General features: G+C 37.3%; 11 protein-coding genes and 1 riboswitch. Of the genes, 4 read left to right on the top strand and 7 right to left on the bottom strand.

What is annotated here, in order from left to right; genetic code table 11:
• Together V7068_RS17970 and V7068_RS17975 are read left to right on the top strand one after the other, a co-directional pair.
• The coding region (locus V7068_RS17970) for a reverse transcriptase-like protein (protein WP_499713913.1) at window positions 1-408 on the top strand (408 nt) is incomplete at its 5' end.
• Complete coding sequence (locus tag V7068_RS17975) at window positions 392-1,297, top strand: DMT family transporter (protein WP_499713914.1); 906 nt, start codon at window positions 392-394, stop codon at window positions 1,295-1,297. The genes V7068_RS17970 and V7068_RS17975, both read left to right, overlap by 17 nt.
• Window positions 1,298-1,309: 12 nt before the next feature.
• Here the strand turns inward: V7068_RS17975 and V7068_RS17980 are convergent, their stop codons facing one another.
• The 3 genes from V7068_RS17980 to V7068_RS17990 form a co-directional block, all read right to left on the bottom strand.
• Complete coding sequence (locus V7068_RS17980; RefSeq protein WP_499713915.1) at window positions 1,310-1,579, bottom strand: DUF6123 family protein; 270 nt, start codon at window positions 1,577-1,579, stop codon at window positions 1,310-1,312.
• A 252-nt stretch (window positions 1,580-1,831) separates the two neighbouring features.
• Complete coding sequence (kimA, locus tag V7068_RS17985) at window positions 1,832-3,658, bottom strand: potassium transporter KimA (protein ID WP_499713916.1); 1,827 nt, start codon at window positions 3,656-3,658, stop codon at window positions 1,832-1,834.
• 138 nt (window positions 3,659-3,796) lie between these two features.
• A riboswitch (cyclic di-AMP (ydaO/yuaA leader) is annotated at window positions 3,797-3,940 on the bottom strand.
• A 213-nt stretch (window positions 3,941-4,153) separates the two neighbouring features.
• Window positions 4,154-5,035: a 5'-3' exonuclease gene (locus V7068_RS17990; protein ID WP_499713917.1), complete on the bottom strand. Its 882-nt coding sequence runs from the start codon at window positions 5,033-5,035 to the stop codon at window positions 4,154-4,156.
• 267 nt (window positions 5,036-5,302) lie between these two features.
• Between V7068_RS17990 and V7068_RS17995 the strand changes: the two genes are divergently transcribed.
• On the top strand, window positions 5,303-6,130 hold the full coding sequence (locus tag V7068_RS17995; RefSeq protein WP_499713934.1) for a carbonic anhydrase: 828 nt from the start codon (window positions 5,303-5,305) through the stop codon (window positions 6,128-6,130).
• 112 nt (window positions 6,131-6,242) lie between these two features.
• Here the strand turns inward: V7068_RS17995 and V7068_RS18000 are convergent, their stop codons facing one another.
• From V7068_RS18000 to V7068_RS18015, 4 genes are all read right to left on the bottom strand, one after another.
• The gene (locus V7068_RS18000) at window positions 6,243-9,944 is read right to left on the bottom strand and encodes a dynamin family protein (protein ID WP_499713918.1); all 3,702 of its coding nucleotides are present in this window, start codon (window positions 9,942-9,944) and stop codon (window positions 6,243-6,245) included.
• Between the two features lie 112 nt (window positions 9,945-10,056).
• The gene (locus V7068_RS18005; RefSeq protein WP_375348768.1) at window positions 10,057-10,218 is read right to left on the bottom strand and encodes a hypothetical protein; all 162 of its coding nucleotides are present in this window, start codon (window positions 10,216-10,218) and stop codon (window positions 10,057-10,059) included.
• 131 nt (window positions 10,219-10,349) lie between these two features.
• Window positions 10,350-10,880 (bottom strand): isoprenylcysteine carboxyl methyltransferase family protein, encoded by a 531-nt coding sequence (locus V7068_RS18010; protein ID WP_252282549.1) that lies wholly within the window; start codon window positions 10,878-10,880, stop codon window positions 10,350-10,352.
• Entirely contained in the window at window positions 10,880-11,968 is a 1,089-nt protein-coding gene (locus V7068_RS18015; protein WP_499713919.1) for a type III polyketide synthase, read from the bottom strand. The genes V7068_RS18010 and V7068_RS18015 overlap by 1 nt, the downstream gene beginning before the upstream one ends.
• Before the next feature lie 165 nt (window positions 11,969-12,133).
• Here V7068_RS18015 and V7068_RS18020 point away from each other — a divergent pair, with 165 nt between their 5' ends.
• Complete coding sequence (locus tag V7068_RS18020) at window positions 12,134-12,586, top strand: chemotaxis protein CheX (RefSeq protein WP_499713920.1); 453 nt, start codon at window positions 12,134-12,136, stop codon at window positions 12,584-12,586.
• The last annotated feature ends 150 nt before the right edge of the window (window positions 12,587-12,736 follow it).

Genomic DNA, 12,736 nt, shown 5'->3' on the forward strand with positions numbered 1-12,736 from the left:
GAAGTATATATTGATGGCGCTAGTGCTGGGAACCCTGGCCCAAGCGGTGCAGGCATTTTTATTAATAATAATGGTCATGTAGAACGCTATTCGATTCCACTTGGCTTACTGGAAAATCATGAAGCAGAATACTATGCATTGATTAAAGCATTAGAAATTTGTGTGAAAAATCATTATCAAATTGTCTCTTTTCGCACGGATTCACAAGCAATTAACCAAGCAATGGAAAAAGAATTCGCCAAAAATAAACGCTATGCACCATTGCTTGCTCAAGCGTTAACTTTAGCAAAACAATTAGACCTCTTTTTTATAAAATGGATTCCAAGCATTGAAAATAAGTCCGCCGATCAATTAGCTAGACGAGCTATTCACTTAAACAAGGAGCGGCCAGATGAGAAAGACAGCTGATTTTACGTTATTATTCGTCGCCTTTATTTGGGGGGCGACCTTTGTTATGGTTCAAAATGCAACTTCTTTTCTTGAACCACATAGCTTTAATGGGATTCGATTTTCGATCGCCTTTATAAGTCTACTTATTATTTATGTTCTTTTCATCCGAAAAGAACAAGGTGTTTGGTCAAGAAATTTATTAATTGCCGGATTTAAAATTGGTATTTGGCTTTTTTTAGGATATGCATTTCAAACGGTAGGTTTACTGCATACCACTCCAGCCAAAGCCGGCTTTATTACCGGCTTAAGCGTCGTGCTTGTTCCGCTGTTCTCCGTATTACTTTTAAAAATGAAATTATCACAAAATGCAATCATCGGAGTTATTGCAGCCACAATTGGACTTTATTTAATGACAGTGGTCGATACAGCCTCATTCAGTCTTGGTGATCTGCTCATCTTATTATGTGCGGTTAGTTTTGCAATGCAAATTATTATGACAGCTAAAGTCGCTAGCGATTATGAAGCTTTACCATTAACATTAGTGCAGCTGTTTACCGTATCGATTCTATCCTTTATATCAGCACCGATTTTTGGTGAAGATATTTCAGTCTTAGTCAATCCAACCATCATGTTGCAAACAGAAGTTTGGAGCGCCTTGTTTGTGACCGCTATTTTTGCCACAGCATTAGCATTTTTTGCGCAAACGCATTTCCAAGCCTACACATCTCCAACACGAGTTGCGTTAATTTTTGCAACTGAGCCGGTATTTGCCGCTCTCACATCCTATCTATGGATTGATGAAAAGTTAACATTCGCTTCAATCGCTGGCTGTATATGTATTTTGTTTGGGATGGTTATTGCCGAACTGCCTGCTAAAAAAAGAAAAATAAAACCGGACTTCCATTAAGGGAGTCCGATTTTATTGAAATAAGCCTTGTTCACGAGCAAACTTTTCCGCTTCTCGTTTTGTAGCAATATGATTTTTTGTTAAAGTTTCAAGCAAAGATACATAAAAGCTGCCGTCGAACTTTTTTTGCACCTTTAATGTTAGTTCAATCGCAATATTAACTAAAGAATCACTAGCTTTCGTATACTGTTTTCCAAAATAAATAAAACCAATCATATCTTCACCAAAAGAAAAACCTTTTCCTTCTAAATATGTAATATACTCTTCAGTCGACCAAGCCAATCTTCCACCTTCTCCGTACACTTTTTCCTTCATCTTACCGCAAATTTTGACTTTTTCCTATCGTTTATCTAATAAAAAATTAATAATAAACACGAGAAATACCACTTCGTTCAGAGTAAACTTTACTTCTGAACAAAGTGGTATTTAAAGCTTTAATAAACTCGCTACAATGAAAAAGATTTTTTATCACTTTACTCATTCAATAAGTTCGCTCTATTCAAAGTAACAGCTATTGTATCGCTCGAACATATTTTACTTTTTCAAATGATAAGGTACAGTCGTGATAATGACATTTCTTCGATAAAGCAAGGATGTACGAATCAGTAAACTTGATTGATTATGAAGAATATTGTGCCAGCCTTTCCTTGGAATAAATTGTGGTATAACGACTGTAACCCGATAGTTTGCTTCACTCGCTTTATGTTCAATGGTATCAATAAATTTAGTTAATGGACCTATGATGCTTCTGTAATGTGAGTGTAAAGTTACAAGTCTCACATCGGGTTGCCATTTCTTCCAATTATCCTCAAACTTTTTTTCATCTTCTCGTTCAAAAGAAACGTAAACAGCTATAATCTGTTCTGCTGAAAGGGATTTTGCATAGTTTAATGAATTCTCCACCACATGAGTAATACCAGCAACAGGTACAATGATTACATTCCCTTCGATTGGTACAGCAGGTTCACAAGACGCAACCCTTAGCTGCTCACCTACTGCATCATAATGCTTTCTAATTCGATGAAAAACGAAAATGATGATAGGTAAAAAAACTAAAACCGGCCAAACCTGAGTAAATTTAGTTAAAAAGAATATGATGGTGACAATCAAACTAATAACAGCACCAATGGAGTTAATGATTAACTTAAAAACCCATCCTTTTGGCTTTTCACGGATCCATTTAACCATCATTCCAGTCTGAGACAACGTAAATGGAATAAATACTCCTACTGCATAAAGCGGGATAAGATTTTCTGTATGTCCTTCAAAAGCGATTATTAAGACGATGGAAGCAAGCCCTAATATGATAATTCCATTCGAATATCCTAATCGATCTCCTCTAATTGTAAACATCCTTGGTATAAACTTATCCTTTGCAAGATTGACCGCCAGCAAAGGGAAAGCAGAATAGCCTGTGTTGGCAGCAAGGATTAATATCAATGCTGTTGTCCCTTGAATAAAGAAATACATGAAATTTCGTCCAAATATCCCTTCAGCAATTTGCGAGACAACTGTAACCTCTGCGCTAGGAACAATGCTTAAATAATAGGCTAAAAATACAATGCCTGTAAATAACACAGCAAGTAAGGAGCCCATTAAAATTAACGTTTTTGCAGCGTTATTAGGGGCTGGATCTTTAAAGTTTGGAATCGCATTAGAAATTGCTTCAACTCCTGTCAACGCAGAACTACCTGATGCAAATGCTCTTAGAAGTATAAATAAACTGATTCCCGTGACTGGTGTGCCAATTGAAGCACGTAAGTCAGAAGAGACTTCACCTATCAAAATTTTGTATATTCCCACACCAATTAGAATGAATAACGCTAAAACGAATAAATACACCGGATAGGCTAATATAGAAGCCGACTCTGTTACTCCTCTTAAGTTAAGAATCGTAAGAAATATGACAAACATGATGGCTATCATCACATTATGTGCATGTAAACTAGGAAAAGCAGATGTGATGGCATCCGTACCCGCAGACACACTTACAGCCACAGTTAAAATATAATCGACTAATAAGGATCCTCCAGCTATCAATCCTGGATTCACACCCAAATTATTCTTTGAAACAACATACGCTCCCCCTCCATGAGGATAAGCAAAGATAATTTGTCGATAAGACAAAATTAAAGCCGTTAACAGAATCAATACCCCAACAGCGATAGGAATGGAATACCAAAATGCAGTCACACCCACTGTAACTAGCACAATCAATATTTGCTCTGGACCATATGCAACAGAAGACAACGCATCAGAAGATAATATAGCCAAAGCTTTTGTTTTATTAAGCTTTTGTTCCCCGGCTGCCGTTGATTTTAAAGGCCGACCAATTAAAAACCTTTTTATAGAGGCCATCACTAAGAATCACCACCAAACATAAATAGTAATTGTATATTACCCAATTAAATAAAAAAGCTTGAAAAAAACGCAAAAATGCCTACAAGTCAAAGTTAAATAGACCTGCAGACATCAATTTTTTTGTCTCACAAGCTCCACCTTCCTTCTCATATAACGCTTACGAGGTTAGCTGTCGGATTCGGACCTTTGAGTAGCCCTACCTTGAAAGGATTCACCCCTTGAATTGTTAAACAATTCTAATAATGGTTCCCCCGCACCAAACGGTTTCAGCGATTTAGAAATATGAAACTGTGATTAGCATACTGCTATGAATTCGAAAAGTAAATAAAAATTTTATTATGACCTATACTTCCTATGTTTCTATAATATTATTTTCTTCTCTCTTACATGTTTAATGATAAACAATATATAATACTCTTCTCTTACTACATCATTTTACATATATGATCAATAATACAAAAAAACAGGAGCTTCTGTTCTGAAGCTCCTGCCCTCTTATAGCATACGTAAAACTGATCGAAATTCATGCGTCTCTAACATATACCGTACCTTTTCTTCATCATATTGAAAATATGCCGCATCAAGCGAGCAAGAAATCGGTACATCACATTTAATTTCAGCAAGCTTTCGGGATAAATGAAGCATCTCAAGCTCTGCTTCAATCTTCGCCCGCTGCCCCTTCGTTAATGAAGATAAATTTTCTAAAATGCCTTCGATACTTTCATACTCCGTTAATAATTTTAACGCTGTTTTTTCCCCAATTCCCTTTACACCTGGATAGTTATCTGCTGTATCGCCCATTAACGCTTTTAAATCAATCATTTGCCTCGGCTTAATCCCTTTCCATTCATAAAAACTATGAGGATTATGCACATCATAATTACCAAAGCCTTTTTTCAATAACACAACAGAAATATGCTCATCTAACAATTGCAGCATATCTTGATCTCCCGTTAAAATGCCTACACGACTATCCTTAGCTGACGCTTTCGCAATCGTTCCAATACAATCATCCGCTTCAAAACCAGCTAGTCCAATATTCGGAATATCAAAGGCTTGAACTGCTTCCTTCGCTAAATCAAACTGTGGAATCATCTCCACTGGTGCATCCGAACGATTCGCCTTATACCCATCAAACAGTTCATTTCGAAACGTATGACTGCCCATATCCCAACAAACCGCCACATGGCTTGGCTTAAAATGATTAGTTGCCGTTAGCATATGCTTTAAAAATCCTTGCACTGCATTCGTCGGTACACCTTTTGAATTAATCATAAACTGTCCCGTAACTGCCGTTCCATAAAAAGCTCTAAATAAAAGCGCCATCCCGTCTACAAGTAGAAAAGTTGGACGCTGTTCGTTTTCATTTCCTAACATACTACCACCTCAACTATGATGTGTACCTATTTTATCATGATTTTTATTAGTATAGTTACTTTTTAAAAAGAGTTTGTTATAGGACGCTGTTGATTTTTGGTTCCTACTCATTTGATCAACTATTATTTAACACAGCCTTTCAAAAAACTGCTAGTCAACAATTCCTATTTTTCAAAAATTGGTTGAAAATATGTATAAATTATATTAATTTAGGACTAGTGTTATAAAATATCACACAAAAATAGAATAGGGAGGTTCAAAATGAAAATTCGTAAATTAAGCTTCACCCTGTTAACAACTTTTATTTCTCTAGCATTAGCTGGTTGTTCTTCAGGATTAACCGAATCAACTAAGGAAGAGAAGCTTCAAAAAGAAGAATCCACAGAAACGTCAACGACTGTACATCATGAAACGGATTGGTCCTACAAAGGGGAAACAGGGCCAGAACATTGGGGTGAGTTAGATCCTCTAAACTCTGCATGTATAAACGGGAAGGAACAATCCCCTATCAATGTTGAGACATCCCAAATTAAAACAGATAAACAACTTGAAGAGCTACAAATCAACTACATATCCTCTGAATTTTCCCTAGAAAACAATGGACATACTATTCAAGGGAATCCTGCAACATCAGATAACTTCATTGTTCTAAACAGTAATAAGTATACATTAGCTCAATTTCATTTTCATACACCAAGCGAACATCAATTTAATGGACAAAATTTCGATATGGAATTACATCTCGTACATAAAGATGCCAACAATCAATTAGCCGTAATAGGGCTAATGATTAAGGAAGGCAAAGCAAATGAGGTTCTTGAACAGGCCTGGAAAGTCCTCCCTCAAGAAAAAACAACTGAAGCGAAGAAACTAGCTAATCCGATAAACTTGACGGAGATACTTCCAAAAGATCAACAATCATTTAGATATAATGGTTCATTAACGACTCCTCCATGTTCTGAAAACGTTAAGTGGATTGTATTAGAGCAGCCAATTGAAATGTCTAAAGAACAAATCGAGGCATTTCGTCAAATCTTCCCAGACAATCATCGTCCTGTCCAACCATTAAATGAACGTGAAATTAGGAAGAGTTAATCTATTGATATTTTTATTCTAGTATCATTGTGAGAAGAGAGGTAGAATCACCCTTTCAAACAAAAAAAGTAAAAAAGCAGACTTACTTATTTTAGTAAGTCCGCTTTTTTCATTAAGAATGCTTTCTTTTCATTTTCTCCAATACTTCTTCATAGTACGGAATATCCACTTTTTCTTCTAAAGCAGAACGTAAACCAGCAAAGATATCAGCAATTTCTCGTTGATAAGCTTGTTGAATGGCAACTAGTTCTTCTTCAAGCATCGCTGTGTAGGCTTCAAACATACGTCCACCTTGGAATTGTACATAATCAAGAGCCGGCTGATCTAAACGCGTTTGAATAGCATTGCTCATATGCACTTTTTCATTTTTTTCAAAGAAGGCCTTTGGATTCTTAAAAAGAGCTAACTCTTTTTTGAATTCCGCTTCTGTTAGGTCTTCAAAGGCCCGCTTGAATTCAGGAATATCCCGTCCTGCCGCTTCATAAGACTGCAAAGAAATGGTCTTTCTAACATCTTGAATTTGCTGTAACAGTGACACTTGCTTTTCTTTTAATAACTTATTAACGAATACTTCTGAACGCAAAGCCGTCGCTCTCATTTCCTGGGAAAGGTCAAAGCCTAATGATTCTAATAAACTTTGTAGCGCTTGCTTCAATACAACCTTTAAGTCCTGCCCATCGTCTTTAATAACAGCTGGGTTAAAGGATTCTTTAAAGAAATCCGTAAAACGTAAAAAGACACGCTGCTTACTATAGAAAGTTAGTTCATCCACTTCTTTTTTCAATCGTTTTTTCTCTGCTTCGCTCGGAATCAACGCAAGTATGTCAGCAATCGCTTGGCTTTCCTCGTTCAACGTTTCTAATGCACGCAATTTCGCTTGCTCATCTTGTTTAGAAGCAGCAATTACATCCGCTAATAGTTCTTCTGCGCGAATGACAGCCGCTTCTGCTGACTCAATCGCAAGGTCCGTTAAATCATGTTCAATAAAGTCATCGAAACGTGATTGGAACGTACTAATTCCACTATTCGGCAAGAATGCGTGATGGAAGGAACCTGGCTCAAGCTTTTCTGAAAGCGCCCCTTTACTCGTTAACGGGAATAATTTCGGGAAGCGAATACCAAAGCCATTTAATTGGTCTTTCACATATTCGATTACGTCCTCTAATTCTTCTGTCGTTTCCGCCAAATCTACCGCATTAACGATAAAGAACATTTTATCCATCGCAAAGGAATCTTTAACACGACCAAGCTGAATTAAAAACTCACGGTCCGCTTTCGAGAATGGATGATTATAATACGTCACAAATAAAATGGCATCTGAATTTTTAATATATTCAAAGGCCGCTCCTGTATGACGAGCATTAATGGAATCGGCTCCCGGTGTATCAACTAATACCATTCCTTGCTTCGTCATGGCGCAATCATAATACAGTTCAATTAAATCAACAAGACAAGACTTCGATTCCTCAGCCGCAAAGCTTTTAAAGCCATCTAAATCTACTGTAATAACGGTACCAAGCTGCTCTTTGTAAGGAGGTAACCCTTGATGAAACGCTCTTAAGAAAGAAAGATACGTTTTACCTGTTTCCTGTTCATCTGCTTTCGCAACAATCTCACCCGCAAATTGATACGCTTCATCCAGTGTTTTTGCTTGCTTTCCAAAAGCATTTAGCGCAAGTGATACGTCTTCGAGTAACATCGCTTCTGTTTTTAATTGAACAGTTGCAGTACCGTGTGAATGCTCCGCATTTGACGCCATAATTTTATTGATAGCAGCTGTCGTCGGATTCGGTGAAACAGGCAATACTTTTTCCCCCATTAACGCATTAGCGAAGGAGGATTTCCCTGCACTAAAAGCCCCGAATAAAGCAACGGTAAATGTTTGCTGCTCTAGGCGACTGGCTTTGTCTGTTAATTCTTTGTATAAAGATTGGAATCCTTTTAAAGGCTGAATCAGTTGGGCGGCTTCTTGTAAACTTGTTGCCGTTTCAAGAAGTTTTTCTTTTCCGCGTAAATCGCCTTTAACAACCGATGCTTCCTTCACGTCTGTACCAGCACTTGCTTCCATTTCTGCAAGAATAGAAGCACCAGCTCCATCACGTACTTCGTGATTTCCTATTTCCATCATCTTCACATTCACATTTCGTTCCTCTTCTAGCCATTGATTCACTAATGTGTCAACAGCTAGATTGTCGAATACATCAGAAGTTGCATGTGCAATATCTTGCAGCTCTTTTTGTTCTTTTGTTACTTTATCACCTAAGGCGGCGGAAGCATTTAATGCTCTTTCAAAATCAGCATACTGCTCAAGTTCAGTAGATAGCTGACGTAATTTATTATCCGCTTTCTTCTTCATAGCAGCTAATAAATCTGCTAAAAATTGATCCGCTACTCCACGTGCTTCTTTCTTTATAGAGTTCGCCAAGTCATTTGTATAATTCAACACATACTCTCCGGTCATACTAGCTTGCGGTTTTAAAGAGCCTCTTAAAAACTCCTCCATAATGGAAATCGAAAGCGATTGTGCCTCACTTTCTAAGTTCGCATCATGAACCTCAGCATCTGCAAGAACTTTAACGGCCATTTCTTTAATATGCCATTCCAGTTGAATCTTCACCTTTTCTTGAATATCAGCAAGAAAAGCACGTAATCGCTCCTCTTTCTCAGCCATTGTTTTCTTTTTAGCAAACAGCATGCCTACTTTGAAGTCAGGCTGTGTGGATTCTAAAAAGGCTGTCGCTAAATCACGCGTAGGAGCTGGCATTAGATAAGCATTTTTCAAAATCTCTTCTAAATCATCCGTAAATCGTTCTTTCACATGATCGATTCGTGCAAGAATGTCACGCTTTTCTTGTTGAAGACTTTCCACTTGCTCCGTCATTTGCGCTCGTTCATCATCCGGTAATTCCGCTAATAATGTAAACTCTTTCTCATGCTCTTCCTCAAATTGTTCCTCTAACCAAGTAAGATGCTTCTCAATTAAAACATGGGCAGACTGCATAACTGTGTCTGTACCACTGGCTTCACCTTTCTCAGCCATCTCATAAATAAATTGACGTACCGTTTCAATTTGGTTCGCTTCTAAATCTAAATCCCTTACAGATGTATAGAAAATACCACTTGGGAATACATTCCAGTTTGCGAATGCTTCCGTTACGGAACGCTGAAAGCCTTCAAAGCTGAGTTCTTTCTCATCGTGCTTATCAATCATATTAATAATTAAGTACGTTGGTTTATTTGCTTCAATTAGTTCCTTTGTAAATAGAAAATTCACTTCCGATTGAACATGATTGTAATCCATCACATAAAACACAACATCTGCTAAATGCAGAGCCGACTCTGTCGAAACCCGGTGTGCATCATCCGTAGAATCAATCCCAGGTGTGTCCATAATGACACAAGATTCTGGCAATGGAAATTCACTTGAACTAATCGTAATCGCTGAGACAGAGTCACCATCTTTAGCAAATTTCTTTACTTCCTTAAAATCATACGGCGCTGGAAATAAGACAGGCGGCTGATCATGGTAGAATACTTTCGCATAGTTCTCCCCTTTTTGCACCTTAACTGTATTCGCGCTTGTTGGAATCGGACTCGATGGCAACACTTGATCTTGTAATAAAAAGTTAATCATGCTTGATTTTCCGGCTGAAAAGTGACCGCAAAATGCAAGGACAAACTCATCTTGATTACATTTCATTATTAACTGCTTCATTTTATCGGCATTACTTACATCCCCAGCCGACTGAAACTTTTCATATAGTGCGGTCAAAACTCCCATTTTTGACTGTTGCTCTAATGTTTGTTGAATCATGAATCCATACCCCTCATATCTCTTTATTTATACTTATTGTAAACGATTTCTACATTTATTCCTACAGGAAAATTCAGACCTCATTGTATGAAGGCATAAAAAAAAGCCAGATTCATGATCTGACTGGTTGAACGGAAACTACTGTTACCATATTTTCATTTTTCACATAGTTTTGCTTGTTCGCTACTTTAACCGGCTTTTGAATATGACTTAATACATGTTTCATCACAAAGCTATATGTAACTACCGTTAATAAAATAAATAACCAAACCATTTAAAGCACCGTCCTTTTAATTATTTATATCGTCATTCATTAGTAAGTATATTGAGAATAATTTTCATGTTCATTTGAATCTTATCATGAACGATAATCATTTTCAATGAATTTTTTGACTTTTTTATTTATTATTTTTGCTTAAATACAGAAAAATATGCTGTATGTTCCTGCAAAGCCCGCTCCTCTATTGGAATTCGCACCCTCATCATCCAAAGATTTAATAATGAAAAAATAATGGCTGTGAAGTAAGCATTAAACAACAGCGATAACACAAGAATTTCGGTAGCCACAATAACATAGTTCGGATGCTTCATAAATTTATAGGGTCCTTTAATAACGACATCAGCTGATGGTAAGACAATAATCTTCGTATTCCAATGTTTCCCTAAAGAGCTTATCACCCATATTCGTCCTATTTGAGCAAGTGTAAACAACAACAACCAAATTGGCCATAAAGAAGATAACTCACGATCTAATAGAAGCACTTCACTCAGCAACACTGTAAAGAAACCAATATGAAGTAAGACAATCCATGGATAATGGTCCGCCCCAAACTCAATCGCACCGCTATTTTTTAACTGTTTTTCATTTCGTTTCGCAATAATTAGTTCGATGAACCGTTGTCCAACAACAAAACTAAGTAAAATGGGAAATAACATTAGTTCCACCTCATTAAGACTAATTCTGAAGAAAAACCAGGTCCAAGTGCGGCTGCTAAGCCATATTCTCCACGGATCCCTCCACGTTCCATAAATCGTTCTAATACATATAAAACGGTCGCTGAAGACATATTTCCAAACTCCTTTAAAACCTCCATAGAAATCGATGTCATCTCTTCATCAAATCCTAATGCCTCTTGATAAGCCTCAATAACTTTCTTTCCACCTGGATGCGCCACAAAGTAGCGAATATCCTGCAATGTCACGTTATATTCTTCAAGAAAGGCTGTAACATTCGGTTTTAGCCATTGTTTCACAATTGTTGGAATATCTTTTGAAAATACAACATACAGTCCTTCATCTTTCACATTCCAGCCCATGACATCTAATGAATCGGGCATAAGTGTTGATTGACTCGCAAGCACATGAAACTGCTGGCCGCTACTGGAAAGCTCCGCTGCTGGCACGTCGTCTCCGCATACTAAAATACAGCTTACCCCATCGGAAAAAAGCGATGTTCCAATGATATTACTTTTAGAAATATCCCGTTTCTGAAACGTTAAACTACAAAGCTCTACACTAAGTACAAGCACCTTTGCTTTAGGATAAGCTTGACAATAGTCAAAAGCGCGCGCAAGTCCGCTCGCCCCCCCCGCACACCCAAGCCCCCAAATCGGAATCCTTTTTGTATGTAGACGGAATGGGAGAATATTCATAATTCGAGCTTCAATCGTTGGTGTTGCAATTCCTGTACTAGATATGTAAAAAAAAGCATCAATTTCGCTCTCTGCTACTTCCCTTTTTAAAAATCGTTCATTTGTTAAACACTTCTTAACCGCCTCTACACCGAATTGAACCGCTTGGTCGATATACATGTCGTTTCTTTCCGCAAAGGTCCGGTCTTCTTTAAACCAGTCTAGATGATTGGACAAATAACGCGTTTGCACTTGTCCATTTTTAAATGCTTGTAATAATCGTTCGATATTCTTAAATGATTCTCCAAAAAGCTCTCTTGAGAACTCCATAATCGCGTCCTGTGTTAACGCATAAGGCAACTCTGCATGAGCTGAAGACAATACATAAGCCATGTTCCCACTCCTTCAATTAGTGGTTAATATCTCCAGTCATTGAAGGATTATTCAAAGTATCATTCTCCCTGTAAATAAAGTTCATAAATTCTTAAAAACAAATAGTAATTTAAGACTACTTCTTTGGTATGATAAAAGAAATTCATGGAATCGGAGGAAATGAAAATGGCCATTAGTACTCATGTTACAACTGTTTTAAATGGAACAATTTCAGCTGTACAGTCAGTATTACCACTTACAATGGAAACGGACAAACCAAACGTAATTACCCAACCTTTCGAACAAGAAGCTCTTAGTGTATTAATCGGGATGACAGGAGATATACCAGGCCGATTAATTATCGAAGGCTCTGAATCATGCATGAGTAGAATTGGAGAGGCGATGTTTGGCATGCCTCTTGAAGGTGAAATGTTAGAATCGTTTACCTCAGAGCTTGGTAATATGATTGCAGGGAACTTAGCTACTACCTTGGCACAAAGTAACATCAGTATGGATATTACTCCTCCTACTGTCCTTGTCGGCAAAGCAAAAATGTATGGATTTGAAAAAGCCATTTGCCTGCCTATCCATCTTCAAAACACCGGAACTATTCATATCATCTTGATGATTAAAATGTAAAAGCGATTTTTCATACTATCTAAAAAACCTACTAAGTATGATAAAGTATCATACTTAGTAGGTTTTTTAATAGTTTGTTTTCGAATCTTTTTCAGATTGATATTGAACTTTAATAATAAGGCTGCAAAATTCTTGCTTACCACATACTTT

Source organism: Bacillus sp. JJ634, assembly GCF_036962285.1.
In the GTDB taxonomy this organism is placed as follows: domain Bacteria; phylum Bacillota; class Bacilli; order Bacillales; family DSM-1321; genus Peribacillus; species Peribacillus asahii_A.